The organism is Weissella paramesenteroides, assembly GCF_051903945.1.
Taxonomy (GTDB): Bacteria; Bacillota; Bacilli; order Lactobacillales; family Lactobacillaceae; genus Weissella; species Weissella paramesenteroides_A.
Genome location: NZ_CP192268.1, coordinates 771,809 through 792,978, shown reverse-complemented (window position 1 = coordinate 792,978; position 21,170 = coordinate 771,809). Strand labels below are relative to the sequence as shown.

Here is a 21,170-nt window from a genome sequence, read left to right as displayed (position 1 = left end):
TTATGCACCACCTTCTACAAGTTCAGATAATTCTTCCCATCGTATCATCTTTGCTTCTAATGCGTCATTTGTTTGCTCTAATTCTTTTTGCAAATCCGCTAATTTTGTAAAATCATCACCACTTATATTCATTTCTTCTTCAATAGCGCTAATTTTACTTTCTAAATTGGCAATATCATCTTCGATAGTTGCCCATTCTTGTTTCTCATTCCAAGTCAGCTTTTTCTTTTTAGGAACTGGTTTTTTATTGACCTTTTCGTCTACTTCAGCAACTGGTTTAGTGGCCTTTACATCAAGAGTTGGTGCACCATACGTGTCCAAATAATCACTGAAACTACCATTGTAGCGTATGATTGCACCCTGTCCTTTAAATATCCACAGTTTGTTAGCTACCTTATCTAAGAAATACCGATCATGAGAAACAGTTATCACCGTACCTGCAAATGATCGTAGATAATCTTCAAGAACGGTCAAGGTACCAATATCTAAGTCATTCGTTGGCTCGTCTAGTAGTAATACATTCGGTTGTTGAATTAATAATTTCAGTAAATACAGCCGGCGCTTTTCACCACCAGAAAGCTGTCGAATTAACGTACCATGCATGAATGGTGGGAATAAGAATTGCTCCAATAATTCAGCAGCCGAAATGTGATTACCATCCGAATCCGTAACCTCTTCAGCAACTTCACTTAAATAGGCAAGCACTCGCTTATCTTCTGGTATTGGTTCGGTAATTTGCGTATAATACGCCATTTTAACGGTTTCACCAATTTCAATCACACCACTATCTAGTGGCTGTTGCCCTGCAATCGCATTTAAAAGGGTTGATTTTCCAGAACCATTTGGTCCGGTGATACCAATCCGTTCATTACCTTGCACCAACTCACTAAAATCTTTTAAAATCGTTAATTGATCAAATGCCAAATTTGCATGGTCAATATTGATAACTTTTTTACCTAAACGCGTTTGTCCAAGATTGACTGAAACTTCACCTTCAACCTGACGAGTTCCCTGTTGTGCCGCTAATTCTGCAAAGGCATTTTCACGAGCTTTTTGTTTGGTAGAACGGGCTTTCGCACCCGCATGCATCCAAGCCAATTCTTTTTTGTATAACTGTGCTGATTTGTGTTCTGCAACAGCTTCAGCACTAACTCGTTCAGCCTTGGCAGTAACATATTTCTCATAGTTACCATGATATTCATAGAGTTTCCCAAATGATAACTCAAAAATACGATTGGTGACACTATCTAAGAAATACCGATCATGAGTCACTGTCATGACGGCACCGGAATAATTAGCTAGATACTTCTCCAACCACGCAATTGAATCAAAATCAAGGTGGTTCGTGGGCTCATCTAATAATAATAGATCTGGTGCCTGAATAAGCACTTGAGCAAGACCGACACGCTTACGTTGACCACCAGATAGTGCAGATATTTGTAAGTCCAAGTTTGGTAGGTGTAATTGTGTCAGAATATTTTTAACTTCAGACTCAGCTAACCAGGCATCTTGTTGCGTCATTTGTTGTTCTAGTCTAGTGTAACGAGAAAGTCGCTTTTCATCAGCTGGATTTTCGGAATATTCAGCTAGTGCCGCTTGATAATCACGAATTAACTGAAAGACTGGTTGGGCACCACTAAAAATGGCATCCATCACTTTTTTATTTTCATCTAGTGGTGGTTCTTGCTGTAAATAGCCAATCGTGTAGTCATTTGGTGTTTCAATTTGACCACTATCAGCAGGCACAACTTTTGAAACAGCATTTAATAACGTTGTCTTACCTGTACCATTAACACCAACGATTCCCACACGGTCACCTGTCTCAATCAAAAATGACACTTTGTCTAACAGTGTTTTTTCACCATAGACACTATGTAGATCTGTTGCCCTTAATTGCTTCATTTTATATTATTTCTTCTCTTTCTCTACAATCTCAGCAGCAGCGTGCAATAAAGCCGCTCGCTCATTCTCTAGCCCACCAGTTACAACCCGATGCTCTAAGTCAGCTAATATTTTCCCAAATAATGGTCCAGGTGCAAGATGCAAACTTTTCACTAGTTCACCACCATTGATGGCCAATTCTTGTTTATGTTTAATAGGTAATGCTTGATAACGCATTGACAAATTGTCAACATTAGCGCTAATTTCACTTATTTTGACAGTAGCTAAAGCTGTCGTAATGGCATCCTGTGTTTGATAAAGATCCCAATCGTTAACATCACCAAGACGCAGTTTATTCATCAGTGTAATGACTGACTTTGCCGTCTGAATCATTTCATTTGGTTGCTTCCATAGCTTTAAGAATTTACTCGTATCCTGTGGATTTAATCCCAGCTCGAAAGATAGTAATGACCAAGCTTGGTTATCATCAGCAGGCTGCGCAATTTGTAATAATTCAGCATAGGCAGCTAGGTCCTGATCTGTGCTTGATAACCCCGGCATAAATCCGTTCAAGCCACTTTTAATCATTTCAACTAAACCATAGCTAGCTGAAGTTCCCTGCATGAGTTTACTAAATTCAACATTGATCCGTTCCACAGCAATGTTTGCTAGTAATGGTGCGTTTTCTGCAATCGCCTTTTGTGTATCAGGATCGATTTTAAAGTCTAATTGGGCAGCAAAACGCACTGCTCTCATCATGCGTAATGCATCTTCATGAAACCGTTCCTCAGGTCGACCAACAGCTCGTAATACTTTAGCTGACATATCCTGGACACCACCAAATAAGTCAATGACCTCACCATCTTTTGTTAAAGCCAGTGCATTAACCGTAAAATCACGTCGCTTTAAGTCTTCATCTAAGGATCTAACAAATTTCACCTCATCTGGTCGACGAAAATCTGTGTAGGTTGATTCTGTTCGAAATGTGGTTGTCTCATAACCAGTGCCATGATCCAGAATCATAACCGTCCCATGTTCGATACCGGTATCTACCGTACGATTAAATATTTTCTTAATTTCTTCAGGATAAGCCGAGGTCGCAATATCAACGTCATGGATTGGTTTACTGAGCAATGTATCACGAACCGATCCACCGACAAAATACGCCTCATAACCCGCATTTTCTATCGTTTCTAAAATCGGCAATGCCTCAATAAACTCCAATGGCATTTTATTTATTTTCATGTTGGGCCTCCTTTTTTTCTACTACTACTCAGTATACCAGACACCTTAATCTTTTTATGAATTGTGTAGACCATAGAATGCACGTTCCATAAATAAACGAACGTTCATTTATTTTTAGTTTTCCCGCCCATCCAGTACTTGCTGGGCTAATTGCAATGCATGTTCTTGTGTATCTACGACTGCCATGAAACCAGTGCGATGTATAAATACGATACCATCTTCTTTTACTTGTGGAATCGCATGCTTAACTTCAAAACTGCCATGGGTTACTGGAACACCTTGTATCATCCAATTACCGTCTTTTCTAGGTAATACAACAAATACTAATTGATCAAATTGCTCAGCATAATCTTTCCAAGGTCCCGAAATTGGTAATAATAAGATTTGATTAGATACGAATATTGCTTGTTCAATAACCGCCTGTTGTGCAATTTGCTTAGCTACTGTCTTTTTGACCCGATTTTCCAAAATCAATGTCGCACAAGCCACTGCGTGATTAAAACTATTTGTTTCATCATCTTCTTCATAGAAGTCATTAATCACATCCGGTACTGTAAAGACTTCACTTTGGTATTCGGAAACACCATTATCCAATGCATCGATACCAATAACGAAGCTACTATCAACATGACGATGAACAGACTTAATAATTTCTTCTGATAAGTCAGGAACTAATTTTTCAATATATTGTTGACCAAAAGTTTGCCAAATTAACCCAAACGCAGCCATTGGTACCCCGTTTTGATGCTGACGAGTATCATCAATACCATGATGATCAAATTCACCACCACCAACATCATAGACAAAATTCTGATGATCATCAGTAACGACTTCATCACGTGTTCTAATGATTGTCAATTCTGGAAAAAGCTGTGTCATGATAACACTCGCAAAGACATCATCTGCGTGAAACTTCCCATTATGTGTGACTAAGTTTTTATACATCGTTAGTCCTCCAAATTACCTTTTTTCCTACTCTCTATTGTACACGTCATCTGCTAATAAAAAACGTTGATTTGCCGAAACAAATCAACGTTAAACATTTCAGATTACTTTTTTACTGAACAGTAACAGACTTAGCCAAATTACGTGGATGATCAACATCTAATCCCCGACCAAGTGATGTGTAATAAGCCAACAATTGCGTTGGTACGACACTAACCAACGGTGTCAACAATTCATTAATATCTGGTAGTACAAAATCATCCTCAGGTTTGGCAATAGCTTGTGTCACAATCGTATAAGTTTTCGCGCCACGAGCTTGTGTTTCAGCCAAATTACCACGAACCAGTCCAGCTAAACGTGGTTGGGTCATTACAGCAATAACTGGTGTATCTTCTTCAATTAAGGCTAATGTACCGTGCTTTAATTCACCAGCAGCAAATCCTTCAGTCTGAACATATGAAATTTCCTTTAACTTCAAGGCAGCTTCCAGTACAACTGCTGAATCTACACCACGCCCAATGTAAAATGCATGGTGTGCTGGTACAAGCATTTCCTCTGCAACTTCTTGCAGCTGCTCTTTATCATCGATAATTCCCTGAATAGCAATGGCAATCTTTGATAATTCTTGTTCTAAATCTAGATTTAACGCTTCACGGTCTGCCAAAGCATATGCCAAAATAGCCTGCAAAGTCACTTGTGCAACATATGCTTTCGTTGATGCCACAGCAATTTCTGGACCAGCGAGTAGTGGCAAAGCGTAAGTTGCCTCACGCCATAGTGTTGATTTTTCAACATTAGTCAATGTCAATGACTTGAACCCTTGGGCATTGATATTTTGCAAAACCTCACGTGAATCTGCCGTCTCACCAGACTGTGATAGGAAAATAAAGAATGGCTTTTCTGATAATAATGGCTGCTCATAAGCAAACTCTGATGACACATGAACTTCTGTTGGTATACCAGCCCAACGTTCAAAGAGCCGTGCCCCAACTAGTCCTGCATGATATGAAGTTCCAGCAGCAACGATGTAGATACGATCCGCTGCTAACATATCCTTCACAATTCCTTCACCAATTTGTGGCTGACCATCCTTAGGTAAGTAACGTGAAATTAATTGTCGAATCACAACAGGTTGTTCATCGATTTCTTTTAACATATAAAATGGATAAGCACCCTTATCTGTTTCGGTTGCATCAATATCTAGATGGAAAGCCTCACGAGAGATTGCATCGCCATTAGCAGCGAATAATTGCACATTGTCTGGATCAACGATGGCAATTTCACCATCATGTAATTCAATAAAATCATGTGTCTGATCCAGCATGGCAACGGCATCAGATGTAACGACATTAAAATCTGAACCGATACCAATCAACAAAGGTGACTTTTGCTTAGCAACATACATGCGTTCAGGTTCTTCACGATCCATTAGCAAGAAACCGTAGGCTGAATTACGATCCATCAATGCAATTAACTTCTTAAGTGCATTAACAGTTGTTTCACCTTCCTTTACAAACTTATCAATCATTTGTACAGCAACTTCTGTATCAGTATTTGATGCAAACTGAACGTCTGATAAATAATTTTGCTTCAATTCCGCATAATTTTCAATCACACCGTTATGAACTAAGTAAAAACGACCATCTGCAGAAACATGGGGATGCGCATTTGCTACAGAAGGCACACCATGGGTTGCCCAACGAGTATGTGCAATACCGGCAGTTCCCTTGACATTTTTCTCTGAAACCAGTTTTACTAGTTCTGAAACGCGACCATTTTCCTTAACCAGTTGATCTGTGCCATTGGCCTCATCTGCTACATATAAGCCAGCAGAATCATAACCACGATATTCTAACTTTTGTAATCCTTTTAATAGAATAGGTGCTGATTGGTAATTATTTCCAGTAAATCCAACAATTCCACAGAACATATTTTTCTCCTTATACAACTAATACAACGTTTTCACTAATGGTATAGTATTTTTTTGTTTTTTATTTTAAGTACAATGACCATTATTGCGCGTTAATTTGTATCAGTCAATGAATTTATAACGTTTAACTATCTATTTGGTCTAAATTGGTATAGGTTTTATTGATGTGCGAAATTATCATAAAAAAAGACTGAAACATTATTATATGTCCCAGTCAGTAAAAAATAATTTTATTTTTTAATAATCATCGCCAAATTAGTGAGCCTTGTGATGTCCACAAGCCTTAGGGTGGCGCTGAATATCCATGTTCTTGTATGCACGAACAGCGCGATCAACTTTCTTGTTCAACATATTCATTCCGAACATAAAATTACCTCCCTTTTTCATTTAATTCATGTAAAGATAATCTTTACATTACTGTAATATTAACCTGTGGACTCATACTAAACTATTTACCTTAAAAAGTCAATAAATTATGCATTGACTTCGCCGTGAAGGTCATAATCTAGACCATCTTCTTCAACAGCTTCATCAACTCGTAGAGGTGTAATCAAGTTAACGACTTTCGCAATAATAAATGTTAAGACAACAACTAGAACAATTGTTACCAAGATTGCGCCAAGTTGGGTACCCATTAATTGCCAACTAACTGACGTACCAGCCAATGGCTTTGAAGCAAAGACACCGGTCAAAATACCACCAATGACACCACCAACACCATGCAATCCAAAAGCATCTAGTGTGTCATCATATCCCAATCGATACTTAATCACAGTTGTTGCAAAATAAGCACCAATAGCAACAATAATTCCCATGATCATCGCACTAGCTGGTTGCACGAATCCAGCAGCTGGTGTGATAACAACTAATCCTGCCACACCTCCAGAAATAGCTCCGGAAATACGTACGCGCTTGAACAAGATAAAATCAAGAATAACCCAAGTTAGCATGGCAAAAGCTGCCGCAATATTTGTATTTGTGAAAGCAACAATGGCAACTCCATCGGCTGCTAAGGCAGAACCAGCATTGAAACCAAACCAACCAAACCAGAGTAAGCCACCACCAATAACTGTTGCTAATAAATTGTTCCCTGACGTATCGGTGTTCACTCGCCGCTTACCAATCATTAAAGCTAATACCAAACCAGACACACCTGATGAAATATGAACAACATCACCACCAGCAAAATCCAAGGCGCCATGTTGTGCTAAAATTCCACCACCCCAAATCATATGTGCCAATGGGACATAAACTAGCAACATCCAAGCAGTTAAAAACAAAATAAATGCCTTAAAATTCATACGACCAACAACTGAACCCGCAATAATTGCCATAGTAATCATTGGAAACATTCCTTGAAAGAGTGCAAATAGACCATCTGAGATACCTAAACCTCGTGTACTCTTTGTCATAGAGACATTATGAAGAAATGCTGCATCTAGGTTACCAATAATAGGTCCTGAACCACTAAAGGCTAATGAATAACCAACTGTAAACCAAACAACACCACCAACTGCAATCGCAATCATAACCATTGCCAATGTATTTACCGTTGTCCGTGTTTCTGCTAAACCACCATAAAATAATGCCAATCCAGGCACCATTAACCAGACCAATCCTGCACTTACTAACACCCATGCGACATCTGCACCATTCATTCTTCTCACCTGCGCTTTCTTGAAATAACTTAACATCAGTATAAGCACATACCCAGCGAACGTAATAAATTGTGTTAACAATGCTAACATTTGGTGGTCTAGACAAATAGACATAGCTAGTCATTACAGACTGAAAAGGACGTCAATCTACCTCTTTGAATTCGGTAGATTGACGTCCTTTAAACGAAGTTAGGATAGAGAAAGTATGCTAACCTCTTATTTCTAACAATTATATTAATTTGTTGGTACACCGATTGAACTCATTTCAGATACTGAAACATTGCCACCATAAAGTGGTCCAGTTTGTGCAGCTTTTAGACCCAATGACTTGCGCAAGACATTGGTTGCACGTTGTTGTTCATCACTTGAAACAACTTCGGTTGAACCTGATGACAAGCTATACCCTGTACCTTGAATATGATCATTTGAAATATGTCCAGCTGCTTTCGCATACTTACGAGCAATTGTAATCATATCATGATAGGTCAAATCCGTTTGCGTTGAGGATGAAACTGAATCTAAGAATCCTGAGTCCAATAGTTTTGTTGGATTATTCTTCGCAGCTTCAATAATACCTTGCAAAACTAGTCGTTGACGTGTCTGACGACCATAATCTCCCTGCGGATCATTATAACGCATACGAGAAAATGCTAAGGCTGCTTTACCATTCATTTTTGAGTAAGTCTTGCCATTATGTGAATACGTACTTGATCCTTCAGTAAAGCTGTACAAATTACTTCCTGTAGAATGTGCCGTATCTGGGTTAAAGTTGAAAGTTAGTGGTGATGTTACTGTGACACCACCAATTTTATTAACAACCTTCTCCATACCACCCATGTTGACCAATGCATAGTAATCAATTGGAATATTTAACCACTTTTGCACTGTCTTAATCGTTGTCGCTGCTGAACCATATGAATAAGCCGCATTGATTTTTTGTGGGAATGTATTTTCATATCCGACAATGGCAATCAATGTATCACGTGGTATTGACATGACTGTTGTCTTATTCGTTTTTGGATTGATCGTCAAAACCATGATTGAATCCGTACGACCTTTATAGTTACGGTTTAATTCTCCTGTATCAGTACCCAACAACAAAATAGAAATTGGCCGGCCGTCATTAAGGACACTTGAAACATCACGTGCCTTCTTTATATTTGGCGCAACATATGATTTATCAATGGCCCCTTTGGTTTGCATATATGCGTAGCCGAATAGACCAGCCACAGCTAATATGATCAGTAACAAAAGACTCAAAATCGTATTACGTACCTTATGCGTTTTCTTTTTACCCTTTTTGTTACCACGTTCTGAGCGAGATACCTTTTGCTCATCATCCATGATTTGTCCTCCCTATTTGCCAGCAAATAAAAATTGTTGACACTCCTACTCCTGAAACAGGCATTATTTTGTGTAGTATATTCCACCTATAAAGCATTATACACAAATAAACCAATGAATAAGTAACAAATTTATTAAGATATAAAAAAGAATTGAGAACGATTGGTTCCCAATTCTTTTTAGAAAATAACCATCAACTAGATAGTCAACAATTCTTTTTCTTTTTCAGCCGCAATTTCGTCAACATTCTTAATAGCAGCATCCGTTGCCTTTTGAATGTCATCTTCGATATTGTGTGCTTCATCTTCTGATAAGTCGTTGTTCTTTAATGCTTTCTTCGCATCGTCCATCGCATCACGACGAACATTTCGAACAGCAACCTTTGCTTTTTCTGATTCTGCCTTAACTTCTTTAGCCAAATCTTTACGAGTTTCTTCAGTCAAAGCTGGAATTACCAAGCGAATAACTGACCCATCGTTGGCTGGAGTCAATCCCAAATCAGATGCAAAAATAGATTGCTCAATTCCTTTTAAAACAGACTTATCAAAGGGCGTGATCAACAATACGCGTGCCTCAGGTACAGTTACCGATGCTAATTGATTAAGTGGTGTCTCTGCCCCATAGTATTCTACTGTAATATTACGTAGAATTGATGGATTAGCAACACCCGCACGGATATTACCTAATTCACGACGTAATGCATCACCAGCCTTGCTCATACGCTCTTTTGCTGATTCAATAATTGCATTAGCCATAATTCTAATCTACCTCCACGGTTGTTCCGATATTCTCACCCAAGACAACACGCTTAATATTGCCAGATGTATTCATGTTAAAAATCACCAGATTAATATCGTTATCCATTGATAGTGTTGAAGCAGTTGAATCCATCACTTTAAGCCCCTTAGCAATAATGTCTTTATGCGTTAGCTTTTCAAACATCGTTGCGTCTGGGTTTTTACGAGGATCGTCGCTGTATACACCGTCAACGCCATTTTTAGCCATTAGAATAGCTTCAGCATTAATCTCGGCGGCACGTAAGGCTGCAGTTGTGTCCGTTGAAAAGTATGGTGAACCAGTACCTGCACCGAAAATAACAACACGTCCCTTTTCTAAGTGGCGAACTGCCTTTCGACGAACGTAAGGTTCAGCAACTTGACGCATTTCAATAGCAGTTTGTACACGTGTGGGAACATCGTGTGATTCAAGTGCGTCTTGCAATGCCAATGCGTTCATAGTTGTACCTAACATACCAACATAGTCGGCCTGTGCGCGTTCCATTCCCAACTTTGCACCAGCTTCACCACGCCATAGGTTACCACCACCAACAACGATTGCAATTTCAACACCTAGTTCATAAACTTCTTTGATTTCCGCTGCGATATTGTTAACAGTTTCTGGATCAATACCATACCCACGCTCACCGGACAAAGCTTCACCTGAGAGCTTTAACAATATTCGTTTGTACTTTACATCTGCCATTATTTTAATCGCCTCGGTCTCTATTCACCCATTTGAGCTGCAACTTCAGCAGCAAAGTCATTTGCCTTCTTTTCGATTCCTTCACCAACTTCATAGCGAACGAATGAAACAACCTTGCTGTTCTTGCTTGCAACATACTTAGCAACAGTTTCTTTACCGTCACCCTTTACGAATGGTTGGTCAACCAATGCAATTTCTGCCAAGAACTTGTGCAAACGTCCTTCAACCATCTTTTCCTTGATGTTATCAGGCTTACCTGCTAAGTCTTCTGACTTCATTTGAACGGCCTTCTCGTGATCCAAAACTTCTGCTGGCACTTCTTCAGCTGAAACGTACTTTGGTGCAATTGCTGCAACGTGCATTGCAACGTCCTTTGCAACTTGTTCATCTGAACCATCCAACAATACAAGTGATGAAATACGACCACCCATATGTGAGTAAGTACCAAATACTTGACCTTCTGCTTTTTCAACAACTGCAAAACGACGTAGTGTAATCTTCTCACCAGTGATTTGTGTCGTGTGAATAATCATGTCATTTAATGTTTGATCTTCAGAAACTTTTAGTGCCAAAGCATCTTCAACATTTGCTGGTGCATATTCAACAATTGCGTTGGCAACAGCATGTAACAATTCGTTAAATTCTGCATTGCCAGCAACGAAGTCAGTTTGAGAGTTCAATTCGATGATAGCAGCTTTGTTGTCCTTTGAAACAACATAAGTCATTCCTTCAGCAGCAACAGCGCCGGCCTTCTTAGCAGCCTTTGCCATTCCCTTTTCACGCAAAGCATCAATTGCCTTGTCCATATCACCATCAGTTTGAACCAATGCCTTCTTGGCATCCATCATTCCAACGCCAGTCTTTTCACGTAACTCTTTAACTTGTGAAGCAGTAATAGCCATTTTATGGTCTCCTTGTATATGCTAAATCTTATCTCAACTAGTATACACGAAAATATAACGATTTTCTATACACATATTAGATATCTAGTAATCATTTTACATGAGTTTTGCGTAGAGCGCAAAAAAGCTTATTCCGTAAATTGGAATAAGCTTTTTTGCTATTTGTCAAAAGATAATTAGTTCTTCTTACCTTCAACAAGATCAGTCAATTCTTCGATTGAAGCAGGCTTGTCACCTTCAGCTGCAAAATCAGCTTCTTCAACTGCATCTTCACCTTGGTTACCTTCAATAATAGCATCTGCCATCTTTGAAGTAATCAAACGTACGGCACGGATTGCATCATCGTTTGATGGAATCTTAACGTCAATTTGATCTGGATCAGCGTTAGTATCGACCATAGCCACGATAGGAATGTTCAACTTGTGTGCTTCTTGCACAGCCAATTGTTCCTTGTGAGGATCAACGATGAACATCAAATCAGGAATCTTAGGCATATCAGCAATACCACCCAAGAACTTGTCCAACTTCTCACGTTGCTTGATTAGCAATGAAACTTCCTTCTTTGGCAAACGATCAAAAGTACCGTCTTCTTCCATTGCACGCAATTCCTTTAGACGAGCAATACGAGCTTGGATAGTCTTCCAGTTAGTCAAAGTTCCACCTAACCAACGGTGGTTAACGTAGAACATGTTTGCACGAGTTGCTTCTTCTGCAATTGAGTCTTGTGCTTGCTTCTTAGTACCAACGAACAATACCGTTGCACCATCAGCAGCTGCATCGCGAACATAGTTATATGCTTGGTCAACCAACTTAACTGTCTTTTGCAAATCGATAATGTAAATACCGTTACGTTCCGTAAAGATGTAATCTGACATCTTTGGGTTCCAACGACGAGTTTGGTGTCCGAAGTGTACACCAGCTTCAAGCAATTGCTTCATTGAGATTACTGCCATGAGTATCTGCCTCCAAATGTTTTTTCCGCCTAGCCTCGCATGTAGCCTGGCGACCCGGTAAAGGGGCACCCGTCAAACTATTGAGAACTAGTGAGTATTTTTGGTATAAAACCAATAATTAATGTTACTCAGTTTTATGCAATATGTCAACCAAAATTTTTCTCAAACTCTGGCACATGGTGATCATGTAGAAATTTCTCTTTTTGGCTACGCGTAAGCTTTTTAAACATAGCTTCTGCATGCAATGCATCATGTTTCGTTGTAAACGCCTCCGCATAAAGCAGTTTCAGTGGGTGTCGTTTGGCTGGTCTAGTAAACTTTGCCCCCTTACCTGCTTCATGGGTGGCTAGACGTTTACCAACATCATCCGTGAACCCACAATAAAGCATATTATCCGCAGTCAATAACACGTACATATAATATGGTTTATCCATGCTGCTGACGCCCTTCATAAATTGACCAAACAGCATCTGTATAGGTGTCATCTAAATTATGGGTAACAATCGGTGGTAAAATTTTTGCTCCTGTTAATTTACCGTCTTTGATTGCATCAATTAACACGATATTAGCTGGTTCACCAACTTTAGGATAGACAAATTGAATTTGCTTTGGTGATAAATGATTTTTTTGTAATGACTCTAAAATTTCAAACAAACGATCAGGACGATGAACCATGAAAAAATGCGCCTTATTTTTCAACAACTTCTTAGCAGTATATGTTACTAAATCCAAATCTGCCATCAATTCATGACGTGCAATCGCATAATGTTTATTTTCATGCATGACTGTATGCTCGTTATCAATCGAAAAATAAGGTGGATTTGATACCACCATATCTGCTGACCCCGGACGAATGTCATTGAAAATATCTCGCATATCTGCATTCATAATGCGAATTTTATCAGTTAAGTCATTCATCATAACTGATCGTTGTGCCATATCGGCTAGACGTTCTTGTATTTCTACACCAACAATTTGGCCAGAAACTTTGTGCGCCATAAATAATGACACCGCACCGTTCCCGGCACCAAGATCAACTGTCAAACCCCGACCATTTTTCCGGGGTTCAGCAAAATTGGCCAGTAATACTGCATCCAGTGAAAATGAAAAGACAGATTTACTTTGAATGATGTGAACGTCGTCATTGTATAGCATATCGATACGTTCATCAGGTAACAGTTCAACTTTCATATTTTTCTCCTTATCGTTCACCATCGTTTGCCAAAAACGCCTGTTATGTGGGATAATAAGGCGTTATTATTAGGGAGGATGAACAAAATGTTCTATTCATTCATACGTTATGTCGCTGCAGGAATTGTTTGGCTTATCAATGGTCGCTACAATCTGCTGGGGACAGACAAATTACCTGAGGGCAACTATATTTTAGTTGGTCCACATCGTACTTGGTGGGAACCTGTATTTTTTGCTCTAGCGGGTTGGCCACATAAATTTAGCTTTATGGCTAAAAAAGAGCTTTTCAAGAATCCTATTTTACGCTGGATTCTTGTCCATGCCAATGCTTTTTCGGTTGATCGTGACCATCCAGGTCCATCAGCCATTAAAACACCAGTTAAGAACTTAAAAAAGACTGACTTAAGTTTGATTATGTTTCCATCTGGTAGTCGCCATTCTGAAGAAATGAAAGGTGGCGCTTTAATGATTGCAAAACTTTCTGGTGCACCATTAGTACCAATCGTTTATCAAGGACCAGTAAAGTTTTCTGGTTTATTCAAGCGCAAAAATGTCACAATGGCATTTGGTGATCCCATTTACATTGATAAGCGTATCAAAGTAAATGAAGAAAATACCGCTGAATTTGGTGATACTCTACAAGCAGCTTTTGACAAGCTAGATGATGAAATTAATCCTGACTGGGTTTATGTTGATCCAAATCCGAAGAACAAAGATTAAATCAAGTAGATAATCAATACGTATAGAGAAGTTGGGACAGAAGGATTTGTTCCAACTTCTTTTTTTATAACTGCACAAAAAAAGTTGAGTATTGATAACTCAACTTTTTTCACACATTACTTCTTTTTTGAAGAAGCTTGTGCTTGACTCTTCATTTGTGCCATCATCTGGTTCAAACGCTTCTGAGAAGGCTTTTGTCCCATTGATGTCATCATTGATTTCATCATTTCTTCTGAAATTGGCGGATTATTCTTGATGTACGTCTCCATTGAACGACGTGCGATGAAGAATCCAGCGACAGCGCCAACTACCGCGGCAAGAACGACAATAAAAATCCAAATTGTTGTGCTCATTTTATTACTCCAAAAATATATTCAAGTATCATTATAGCGAACTAAATGCCGTTTGACTAGCTACCCGAACGATTAATTATCACGTAATCCCTTATCACGCTGAATTTTCTTTACTTTTTCAGGAGTTACTTCATTGCCATTCTCATCGTAGACTTGTAGCATTTCTACTTGAGAACGAAAGGACTTTCTAAAATTATCCAAAAATTCAGCCCGCAAATCCGCACGTTCGGCAACTTCATCCTTTGTTAATCCTTCTGGAGATTTTGCTTTTGCTGCTAATTCATTAATTCGTGAACGAACAGCCATCATGTGATCTGTCTCAACCATGCTAGTTCCACCTTTTTTTGAATTTAATGTTACCATTTTAACATATTTTGATTAATAATATTTGTATTAACTGATGTACATATGAGCCAATGTTTGTCGTACAATATTCAGTAGTTACAAAGGAGCAACCAACGTATGACAAAAAAGCCTAGAAAGCAATTAGAGATACTACAATACATATATGAAAAGCAATTAACCAGTGGTTACCCGCCTACTATTCGTGAAATTGGCGCAAAAGTTGGTTTAGCATCATCCTCAACCGTGCATGGTCACCTAGACCGCTTACAAAAAAAGGGCTTAATTACTAAGGATGCTGAAAAGACTCGCGCAATCAAGGTAACACCACAAGGTATGTCATTACTAAATCAGGATTATCATAATGATGAAACGAAAGAGCCAGTCACTAATATAACAATACAAAATTTATTTTCATTCGATGATGATACTTTTATCCTACAGCAACACAGTAACACCATGCTCAACATTGGTATTTTAAATAATGATTATTTGATTGTTAAAAAGCAAAAATCCATTGTCAATGGTGATATTATTGTTGTTAAAATTAATGAAATGACTAACGTGTACCGCTATTTCAAGGAAGGTACCCATTGCCGGCTACAACCAGAGAATAGTAATTTAAAACCTGTTATTATTGAAAATCCTACTATTCTTGGCCGCGTCGTTGGAATTTACCGCAATCATATCAATTAAATTCAGAAAATATCTAATAAAGCAATCAAATACCCTAATCTATCAACTCATTAATTTGATAGATTAGGGTATTTGATTGCTATAGACCCATTTCCCAACTTAAATCAATATCAGTATCAGATATCATCTGACCAACGTCCTCAAGTGATAAATTCCTTGGTGTTGATAAAGCTAAATTCACTGTCAATCCTTCTGACGATTTTTTCAAACTAGAGACCTTACTTAAAATGTGCTGCTCTTCTAGGTAATTACGTAGTTTTTTCACATCATCAATTTTTTTCAAGTAAACTCTAATCGAAAATGACTGGCGCAAATTAAAATCATTAAAATAATGAAATGCCAGTTGCAAAATAACGATAATAAATGTCGCTGCAAAGCCCACTTCGTACAAACCGGCCCCAATGGCCATCCCCACACCAGCAGTTGTCCAAATACCAGCTGCCGTTGTTAGACCACCAATCACATTAAAGTCTGGACTACGAACAATTATCATCCCCGCACCTAGAAAACTGATGCCACTAACAATCTGGGCAGCAATACGTGATGGATCGAGGTTAACATTTTGCATGCTTAAAACAGAGCCAAAGCCATATTGTGAAACAATCATCATTAATGCTGCACCTAAACTAACAATTGCATGCGTTCGTAGACCGGCAGATTTCGACCTAGTTTGTCTTTCAATACCAATTAATAAGCCTGCCAAAGTTGCTAATAATAGACGAATTAATAATTCTTTAGTTGTCATTTTACCTCCATCCCAAATAACGCCCGAGATTTAGCTGATCGGTGACGTTATTTGTTTCATACTTTCTATTTAACCAAAAAAATGACTCTGATAACAGAAATTAAACCACTATCAGAGCACTTAGTTACCTAATTTTTTCGATCATCATAATACGATTGTTCTTGCTGTTCCCAATAATCTTGATCTTCGGCTGTTATTTGCCGCATTACCTTAGCCGGATTCCCTACCGCTACCGTATTGGCAGGAACATCTTTCACAACAACTGTTCCACCACCGATAACCGCATTATCACCGATTGTGACACCAGGTCCAATAAAAACATTGGCGCCAATCCAAACATTATTGCCAATGTTAATTGGTTTACCAAATTCTAGTCCACGTGTCCGGACACCAGCATCAATAGGGTGTCCGGCTGTAATTAAACTTACACGTGGCCCAATCATCACGTGATCACCAATATGTATCTCACACGTATCTAATATCGTTAACCCAGTATTCCCGTAGAAAGCTTCACCAATATAGACATTTTTACCGTAATCTATATAAAGGTCTGGCTCAATGTAACTCCCCTCACCAACTGTCCCAAATATTTCTGATAGTAGCTCCTGGACCTGATCTTCTTCCTCATGAGCAACCTGATTGTACAAGGCAACCCTCCGCTTACATGCCTTTCGCAAAGCAATCAATTCTTTGTCAGTTGAATCATACAAATTAGCTGACAACATAATCTCACGTTCAGTTTTAATTTAATAGCCCCCCCTATTGTATATGAACTGTCTAATTCTAACATAAGTCTCGTCACCGTGACCAATTGTGAAAGTCGGATTTAAATGATAACATTATTTTTATCAGTTTTATTTTAGAAAGGCAATTATATGACAACGTCTAAACGAAATCTCTCCTTTGATATTGCTCGTGCAATGGCGATTTACCTGGTAATCATTGGCCATTCAATGACTGGTTTATGGGGGACATGGCAATCTAATTTTGTATTTGCCGCAAACTTACCAGTATTCTTTATTATCTCTGGTTACTTCTATCATTCAAAAAAAATGAAAGATGTCATCCAAACTGGAATTAATACAAATGACCTTTTTGTCCTTCCATTTAGATTTATACAAATTCACTGATAAGAATATTGTGTACATTATTTATTTTACTCACACAATCTCTGTGACCTAACATATTAAACTAATTATATGCACATTCACCCAGCCAGTTTGACCTGTTAGAGTTCATTACCCAATGGTACTGTCTACCTTATAAATTTGTACATTTTCATTATAAAATTAAAGAAGCAGAAACAAATATCGGCTCTATACTTTCTAGCGTGAAATTAAAAATTTCACGCTTTTTATTTCGCCTTTTTCACAAATAAAAAAAGGCACCAATAATATACCGGCGTAAAATGTAATCGACGAAAAAAACAGATACGAGGTATTTATTGATGTCCATTAATGATTCTACCCTAAATTCAGTTGGTTTAACAGATAAAAACATTAAATTTTTAATTTCTGATAACGGTGACTTCAATGAATGGGTTACCATGGGTCATGATCAACACCAAGCCTTACGCTATCGCGCAACGGTAATGACGGTTCCAGAACATTGTCCGCAATGTGGTTTCTTATTGTCGGGACATTTTTATCTAGCTGGTACCGGTACTGCATCATACAAATTACCCACGGAAAACGGTTATCAACAAATCTTATTATTAACCAAACAACGTTATCAATGTCTACATTGTAAGAATACATTTATAGCACAATCAAAGGATTTTATGCCTCATTCAACTATTTCACGGCCATCATTACGGTTTTGAAATGATCAATGGCACGACGAGTGATTTAATTGAGATATTCCCAACCCGTACCAGTATAGATATTCGTAGGTATTTTATCTAACTACGATTTATCTAATCGTCAACATATCCAATAAGTCGTTACTGATATGAACGCTAACTATGGCGTTCCCTTACGAGCAATGTTTCCTAACGCCCAAATTATTATTGATCGTTTTCATATCATTCAATTAGCCATGAAAGCTGTACAATCCCCACACGTATCACACTACAATGAACAATTAATAATAAATGTATAAACTACTAAAATCTAACTGGCAATTCTTTATTACAGACCAGTCAAAGATAGACACAACGCAATCACGATGGTTCAAAGGAATTAATGAATACCTATATCCACAAGATGCCTTACAACTTATCTTTGGTCTATCACCAACGTTCAAACAAGATTATAAAATATACCAAGCCGTCTTATGTGCGCAGCGTTCTCGTTCGTTTGATGAATTTTCAGCAATTTTATCGCAATACGAGCCTAGTCACTCAGCAATGGACCAAGTGATCTTAACCTACAAGAAAAATCTAAAAAGTATCAGAAATGCCTTTTTACAAACACCTTCAAGCGGACGGATTGAAGGCATTAATCGTCGCATTAAACAAATTGGTCGTACGGCGTATGGCTATGGCAACTCATTAAATTATTTTTTCAGAATACGTCTACAACTATTCAATCGCAAACGAACCTACTAACTAAAAAAAGCTTGCGAGTCTGACAAAATTATCAGATTCACAAGCTATATTTCACAAACTCTTTAGGTCGATTTTACGATTTTTCACGCTATTTCCTAAAAATAGTCAAGTCTTATTATGCCTTTAAAAAAAGCCGCACTAAAACGATATCATAACTTGTAAATTTTGAAATTTACTAAGAATGATTAGTTCGTGCATAATCATATGTAGTATTGAATTTTACAAGATTGTACATGCATCTAATCAAATGATTTTCAGCACCAACAACTGCTACCATATGAGGTTTATTCATGGGAGCAGTTGTTAATTTATAATAATAATCTACAATATGATTTTGAATTCGATTTTTATTAAATAACATTGATTGAATCATTTCATACAAAAGCACTCGTGCTTTTGTATTACCATGACGTCCAATATGTTCACGCATTGTCTTTTGACCAGATTGATATCTTCGGATATCAATACCGACAAATGCATTGTCTTTTTTTGCAGAATCAAATCGTTTGATACACCCAATTTGTCCGAAAAATAATGCCAAGATTAACTCCCCAATACCAGGAATGGATACTAAACAATCAAATTCAGTAGTTCTTTTACCAATCTAATTAATTGTTTTTTTAAATTATTTTTTTCTTGTTTATAATCCTCTAATGTATCCACTAAAAATAAAGTATGACTAATTTCTGCATCATTCATATCAATAGATGGATAAGAAAGATAAGATACTTTTAATAAATATTCAGCCTTTTCAAGCGCAATATTTTGCGATATTTTTTATTCGTACTCTTTAAAATTAGATTTTTCAATTTTGTTCTCGTCATACCCATTAGAGCATCTGGGTGCGGAAAGAGCCTTATAAAGGTTATATGCTAACGTAGAAGTAATTGGATTAAATAATTTATTCATTTCAGGAAACGATAATTCTAATCCACGTCTAATTCGACTCGATATAACCTTAATATCCTCAATAATTTGTAAATAATTATTAGACAAAGTTTTAAGTTGTTCATAACTATCACCGACTTTGGAATGCGTCATAAATACTGGATCATTAGCAATGCTTGCCAACACACGTGCATCAGAAACATCCGTCTTATTTTGTCTTAAGGACTGTAATTTTAGATGAGCAGCTAGAGAATTAACTACCTTATAATTTATTTCGAAATCTGTAAAGAAACGTTCCAGAGGTTTAGAGTACACCCCAGTTGCTTCAAAAATAACATTTGGAATTTCATCCAAATAATGAAGCATATCATAAAATTTTTTAAAACTGATTTTATTATGATAAACAATGCCTTCATCTACAATTGCATCATTCTGAATAATGACATAATGACTCAACCCTTTACTGACATCAAGAGCCACATTAATCATGTTTTTTTCCTCCTTATTTATGATTTACACAAATCTATCCGTAAGTAACATTGTACATATTATTTATTTTCCTAACACAAGCTCAACGGCCCAACATATTAATCTAACTATATGTACACTTACTTGGCCAGTTTGACATATGTGAGTTAACAACCCATTAGCGTGAACGACCTCATAGATTTATTACTTTAATTATAAAAGTAAAGAAGCAGGAACAGATATCGTCATATCTGTTCCTGCTTCTAATGTTAATATGTTTGACATAGAACCAAAATAACCCCGGCCCTTTACTTAAAAGTGTTATAAATCATATTTCAAAAAAATAAATTTTTCTTATTTTAGTAATCCATCAACGATAAAATATCATACCCTGCAAGTTTTTCGCGTCCATGTAAGTCATTCAATTCAATCATAAATGCCAGTCCTGCAACTTCACCACCTAACGATTCAACTAGTTTAATTGTCGCATCAATCGTGCCACCCGTTGCAAGTAAATCATCGGTAATCAACACTTTTTCTCCTGGCTTAATCGCATCCTTATGCATTTCTAATTCTGCTTCGCCATACTCTAAAGTGTATTTTTCGCTAACTGTCTCTCGCGGTAATTTACCTGGCTTGCGAGCTAAGACAATACCAGTTCCTAATTCATTAGCTACTGGTGCTCCAACCAAAAAACCACGTGATTCTGGACCAACCACAACGTTAACATCACGCATCTTTGCAAAATGTGCAATGCGGTGCGTAGCTTCTGCATATGCTTCTGCATTACCCCAGAGTGGCGTAATATCACGGAAAATTATACCCTTTTCTGGAAAATCCGGAATAGAGGCAATATAGTCATTCAAATCCAACATCAGT

At 37.7% G+C, this 21,170-nt stretch carries 24 protein-coding genes and 1 pseudogene; 6 read left to right on the top strand and 19 right to left on the bottom strand.

The window, feature by feature from the left end; genetic code table 11:
* The 12 genes from ACQ4QH_RS03715 to ACQ4QH_RS03660 all read right to left on the bottom strand — a co-directional run bounded on the left by ACQ4QH_RS03715 (position 1) and on the right by ACQ4QH_RS03660 (position 13,531).
* Positions 1-1,902, bottom strand: a complete 1,902-nt coding sequence (locus ACQ4QH_RS03715) for an ABC-F family ATP-binding cassette domain-containing protein (protein ID WP_439819315.1) — start codon at positions 1,900-1,902, stop codon at positions 1-3.
* 6 nt (positions 1,903-1,908) lie between these two features.
* Positions 1,909-3,126: a CCA tRNA nucleotidyltransferase gene (locus ACQ4QH_RS03710; RefSeq protein WP_150177654.1), complete on the bottom strand. Its 1,218-nt coding sequence runs from the start codon at positions 3,124-3,126 to the stop codon at positions 1,909-1,911.
* A gap of 114 nt (positions 3,127-3,240) precedes the next feature.
* On the bottom strand, positions 3,241-4,071 hold the full coding sequence (locus ACQ4QH_RS03705; RefSeq protein ID WP_259704924.1) for an MYG1 family protein: 831 nt from the start codon (positions 4,069-4,071) through the stop codon (positions 3,241-3,243).
* Between the two features lie 112 nt (positions 4,072-4,183).
* Positions 4,184-6,001, bottom strand: coding sequence for a glutamine--fructose-6-phosphate transaminase (isomerizing) (gene glmS / locus ACQ4QH_RS03700; RefSeq protein ID WP_259704925.1), 1,818 nt, complete (start codon positions 5,999-6,001; stop codon positions 4,184-4,186).
* Between the two features lie 473 nt (positions 6,002-6,474).
* Complete coding sequence (locus tag ACQ4QH_RS03695; protein ID WP_131473650.1) at positions 6,475-7,659, bottom strand: ammonium transporter; 1,185 nt, start codon at positions 7,657-7,659, stop codon at positions 6,475-6,477.
* Between the two features lie 234 nt (positions 7,660-7,893).
* Positions 7,894-9,003 carry an LCP family protein gene (locus tag ACQ4QH_RS03690; RefSeq protein WP_439819314.1) on the bottom strand — a complete coding sequence of 370 codons (1,110 nt, stop codon included), beginning with the start codon at positions 9,001-9,003 and terminating at the stop codon, positions 7,894-7,896.
* A 197-nt stretch (positions 9,004-9,200) separates the two neighbouring features.
* A complete protein-coding gene (frr, locus tag ACQ4QH_RS03685; RefSeq protein WP_002827387.1) occupies positions 9,201-9,758 on the bottom strand; it encodes a ribosome recycling factor in 558 nt (185 codons plus the stop codon).
* A 4-nt stretch (positions 9,759-9,762) separates the two neighbouring features.
* A complete protein-coding gene (pyrH, locus tag ACQ4QH_RS03680; RefSeq protein WP_002827388.1) occupies positions 9,763-10,485 on the bottom strand; it encodes a UMP kinase in 723 nt (240 codons plus the stop codon).
* 20 nt (positions 10,486-10,505) lie between these two features.
* Positions 10,506-11,387, bottom strand: coding sequence for a translation elongation factor Ts (gene tsf / locus ACQ4QH_RS03675; RefSeq protein ID WP_002827389.1), 882 nt, complete (start codon positions 11,385-11,387; stop codon positions 10,506-10,508).
* A 176-nt stretch (positions 11,388-11,563) separates the two neighbouring features.
* Entirely contained in the window at positions 11,564-12,340 is a 777-nt protein-coding gene (gene rpsB, locus ACQ4QH_RS03670) for a 30S ribosomal protein S2 (protein WP_040760244.1), read from the bottom strand.
* A gap of 146 nt (positions 12,341-12,486) precedes the next feature.
* The gene (locus ACQ4QH_RS03665) at positions 12,487-12,774 is read right to left on the bottom strand and encodes a GIY-YIG nuclease family protein (RefSeq protein WP_150177028.1); all 288 of its coding nucleotides are present in this window, start codon (positions 12,772-12,774) and stop codon (positions 12,487-12,489) included.
* Positions 12,767-13,531, bottom strand: a complete 765-nt coding sequence (locus ACQ4QH_RS03660; protein WP_040760246.1) for a tRNA1(Val) (adenine(37)-N6)-methyltransferase — start codon at positions 13,529-13,531, stop codon at positions 12,767-12,769. The genes ACQ4QH_RS03665 and ACQ4QH_RS03660 overlap by 8 nt, the downstream gene beginning before the upstream one ends.
* A gap of 87 nt (positions 13,532-13,618) precedes the next feature.
* Between ACQ4QH_RS03660 and ACQ4QH_RS03655 the strand changes: the two genes are divergently transcribed.
* Positions 13,619-14,251 (top strand): lysophospholipid acyltransferase family protein, encoded by a 633-nt coding sequence (locus ACQ4QH_RS03655; RefSeq protein WP_439819313.1) that lies wholly within the window; start codon positions 13,619-13,621, stop codon positions 14,249-14,251.
* Positions 14,252-14,367: 116 nt separating this feature from the next.
* On the opposite strand, the gene ACQ4QH_RS03650 is transcribed toward ACQ4QH_RS03655, so the two are convergent.
* Complete coding sequence (locus ACQ4QH_RS03650; protein WP_150177026.1) at positions 14,368-14,604, bottom strand: YneF family protein; 237 nt, start codon at positions 14,602-14,604, stop codon at positions 14,368-14,370.
* Between the two features lie 72 nt (positions 14,605-14,676).
* On the bottom strand, positions 14,677-14,931 hold the full coding sequence (locus ACQ4QH_RS03645) for a DUF896 domain-containing protein (protein WP_002827396.1): 255 nt from the start codon (positions 14,929-14,931) through the stop codon (positions 14,677-14,679).
* 135 nt (positions 14,932-15,066) lie between these two features.
* Between ACQ4QH_RS03645 and lexA the strand changes: the two genes are divergently transcribed.
* Positions 15,067-15,642, top strand: coding sequence for a transcriptional repressor LexA (gene lexA / locus ACQ4QH_RS03640; protein WP_404975589.1), 576 nt, complete (start codon positions 15,067-15,069; stop codon positions 15,640-15,642).
* Positions 15,643-15,721: 79 nt separating this feature from the next.
* Here the strand turns inward: lexA and ACQ4QH_RS03635 are convergent, their stop codons facing one another.
* Positions 15,722-16,387 (bottom strand): MgtC/SapB family protein, encoded by a 666-nt coding sequence (locus ACQ4QH_RS03635; RefSeq protein WP_150190691.1) that lies wholly within the window; start codon positions 16,385-16,387, stop codon positions 15,722-15,724.
* A gap of 128 nt (positions 16,388-16,515) precedes the next feature.
* Positions 16,516-17,112, bottom strand: a complete 597-nt coding sequence (locus ACQ4QH_RS03630) for a sugar O-acetyltransferase (RefSeq protein WP_439819312.1) — start codon at positions 17,110-17,112, stop codon at positions 16,516-16,518.
* Between the two features lie 150 nt (positions 17,113-17,262).
* Here ACQ4QH_RS03630 and ACQ4QH_RS03625 point away from each other — a divergent pair, with 150 nt between their 5' ends.
* The 4 genes and pseudogenes from ACQ4QH_RS03625 to ACQ4QH_RS03610 all read left to right on the top strand — a co-directional run bounded on the left by ACQ4QH_RS03625 (position 17,263) and on the right by ACQ4QH_RS03610 (position 18,935).
* A complete protein-coding gene (locus ACQ4QH_RS03625) occupies positions 17,263-17,517 on the top strand; it encodes an acyltransferase family protein (protein ID WP_439819311.1) in 255 nt (84 codons plus the stop codon).
* 317 nt (positions 17,518-17,834) lie between these two features.
* A complete protein-coding gene (locus ACQ4QH_RS03620) occupies positions 17,835-18,209 on the top strand; it encodes a hypothetical protein (RefSeq protein ID WP_439819310.1) in 375 nt (124 codons plus the stop codon).
* A 116-nt stretch (positions 18,210-18,325) separates the two neighbouring features.
* Positions 18,326-18,487: pseudogene (locus tag ACQ4QH_RS03615) on the top strand (transposase); the annotation flags it as partial.
* Entirely contained in the window at positions 18,480-18,935 is a 456-nt protein-coding gene (locus ACQ4QH_RS03610; protein ID WP_439819309.1) for a transposase, read from the top strand. The pseudogene ACQ4QH_RS03615 and the gene ACQ4QH_RS03610, both read left to right, overlap by 8 nt.
* 175 nt (positions 18,936-19,110) lie before the next feature.
* Here ACQ4QH_RS03610 and ACQ4QH_RS03605 read toward each other — a convergent pair whose 3' ends face one another.
* The 3 genes from ACQ4QH_RS03605 to ACQ4QH_RS03595 form a co-directional block, all read right to left on the bottom strand.
* Positions 19,111-19,500 carry a transposase gene (locus ACQ4QH_RS03605; RefSeq protein ID WP_439819502.1) on the bottom strand — a complete coding sequence of 130 codons (390 nt, stop codon included), beginning with the start codon at positions 19,498-19,500 and terminating at the stop codon, positions 19,111-19,113.
* Between the two features lie 212 nt (positions 19,501-19,712).
* On the bottom strand, positions 19,713-20,312 hold the full coding sequence (locus ACQ4QH_RS03600) for an IS110 family transposase (protein ID WP_439819308.1): 600 nt from the start codon (positions 20,310-20,312) through the stop codon (positions 19,713-19,715).
* 338 nt (positions 20,313-20,650) lie between these two features.
* On the bottom strand, positions 20,651-21,169 hold the full coding sequence (locus ACQ4QH_RS03595; protein WP_439819501.1) for an adenine phosphoribosyltransferase: 519 nt from the start codon (positions 21,167-21,169) through the stop codon (positions 20,651-20,653).
* Position 21,170 lies beyond the last annotated feature (1 nt).

Excerpts from the sequence above, each read along its gene's own strand:
- ACQ4QH_RS03715 (WP_439819315.1), bottom strand. The coding sequence starts at position 1,902 with ATGAAGCAATTAAGGGCAACAGATCTACATAGTGTCTATGGTGAAAAA.
- ACQ4QH_RS03710 (WP_150177654.1), bottom strand. The coding sequence starts at position 3,126 with ATGAAAATAAATAAAATGCCATTGGAGTTTATTGAGGCATTGCCGATT.
- ACQ4QH_RS03705 (WP_259704924.1), bottom strand. The coding sequence starts at position 4,071 with ATGTATAAAAACTTAGTCACACATAATGGGAAGTTTCACGCAGATGAT.
- glmS (WP_259704925.1), bottom strand. The coding sequence starts at position 6,001 with ATGTTCTGTGGAATTGTTGGATTTACTGGAAATAATTACCAATCAGCA.
- ACQ4QH_RS03695 (WP_131473650.1), bottom strand. The coding sequence starts at position 7,659 with ATGAATGGTGCAGATGTCGCATGGGTGTTAGTAAGTGCAGGATTGGTC.
- ACQ4QH_RS03690 (WP_439819314.1), bottom strand. The coding sequence starts at position 9,003 with ATGGATGATGAGCAAAAGGTATCTCGCTCAGAACGTGGTAACAAAAAG.
- frr (WP_002827387.1), bottom strand. The coding sequence starts at position 9,758 with ATGGCTAATGCAATTATTGAATCAGCAAAAGAGCGTATGAGCAAGGCT.
- pyrH (WP_002827388.1), bottom strand. The coding sequence starts at position 10,485 with ATGGCAGATGTAAAGTACAAACGAATATTGTTAAAGCTCTCAGGTGAA.
- tsf (WP_002827389.1), bottom strand. The coding sequence starts at position 11,387 with ATGGCTATTACTGCTTCACAAGTTAAAGAGTTACGTGAAAAGACTGGC.
- rpsB (WP_040760244.1), bottom strand. The coding sequence starts at position 12,340 with ATGGCAGTAATCTCAATGAAGCAATTGCTTGAAGCTGGTGTACACTTC.
- ACQ4QH_RS03665 (WP_150177028.1), bottom strand. The coding sequence starts at position 12,774 with ATGGATAAACCATATTATATGTACGTGTTATTGACTGCGGATAATATG.
- ACQ4QH_RS03660 (WP_040760246.1), bottom strand. The coding sequence starts at position 13,531 with ATGAAAGTTGAACTGTTACCTGATGAACGTATCGATATGCTATACAAT.
- ACQ4QH_RS03655 (WP_439819313.1), top strand. The coding sequence starts at position 13,619 with ATGTTCTATTCATTCATACGTTATGTCGCTGCAGGAATTGTTTGGCTT.
- ACQ4QH_RS03650 (WP_150177026.1), bottom strand. The coding sequence starts at position 14,604 with ATGAGCACAACAATTTGGATTTTTATTGTCGTTCTTGCCGCGGTAGTT.
- ACQ4QH_RS03645 (WP_002827396.1), bottom strand. The coding sequence starts at position 14,931 with ATGGTTGAGACAGATCACATGATGGCTGTTCGTTCACGAATTAATGAA.
- lexA (WP_404975589.1), top strand. The coding sequence starts at position 15,067 with ATGACAAAAAAGCCTAGAAAGCAATTAGAGATACTACAATACATATAT.
- ACQ4QH_RS03635 (WP_150190691.1), bottom strand. The coding sequence starts at position 16,387 with ATGACAACTAAAGAATTATTAATTCGTCTATTATTAGCAACTTTGGCA.
- ACQ4QH_RS03630 (WP_439819312.1), bottom strand. The coding sequence starts at position 17,112 with ATGTTGTCAGCTAATTTGTATGATTCAACTGACAAAGAATTGATTGCT.
- ACQ4QH_RS03625 (WP_439819311.1), top strand. The coding sequence starts at position 17,263 with ATGACAACGTCTAAACGAAATCTCTCCTTTGATATTGCTCGTGCAATG.
- ACQ4QH_RS03620 (WP_439819310.1), top strand. The coding sequence starts at position 17,835 with ATGTCCATTAATGATTCTACCCTAAATTCAGTTGGTTTAACAGATAAA.
- ACQ4QH_RS03610 (WP_439819309.1), top strand. The coding sequence starts at position 18,480 with ATGTATAAACTACTAAAATCTAACTGGCAATTCTTTATTACAGACCAG.
- ACQ4QH_RS03600 (WP_439819308.1), bottom strand. The coding sequence starts at position 20,312 with ATGATTAATGTGGCTCTTGATGTCAGTAAAGGGTTGAGTCATTATGTC.